The organism is Brevibacillus sp. SIMBA_040 (genome assembly GCF_046535075.1).
GTDB lineage: Bacteria > Bacillota > Bacilli > Brevibacillales > Brevibacillaceae > Brevibacillus.
The window spans coordinates 1-231 of record NZ_JAWRXI010000442.1; the positions used below are offsets into that span (position 1 = coordinate 1).

Here is a 231-nt window from a genome sequence, read left to right on the forward strand (position 1 = left end):
GAACAGGTTTTATATCACGAATGCCTGGTGCGACTTCGCGTCGGCGACGATCAACCGATCACATATCCGTCGGCGTTTATTCCCAGTCTGGAACGGCTTGGACTCATGCGCTACCTGGACCGCTATGTCATTGGCATGGCCGCCGAGTTCCTGGAGTCGAACTCCAACATTCGATTGGGCGTCAATATTTCCGCGCAAAGTGCGAATGAGATCGGAGGATGGGCATCGGTT

The 231-nt window shown here is 54.1% G+C and carries 1 protein-coding gene; it reads left to right on the plus strand.

Features of this window, described 5'->3' with window-relative positions; genetic code table 11:
- Positions 1 to 27: 27 nt before the first annotated feature.
- On the plus strand, positions 28 to 231 hold a 204-nt coding region (locus SB752_RS33370; RefSeq protein WP_410719655.1), incomplete at its 3' end, for a hypothetical protein.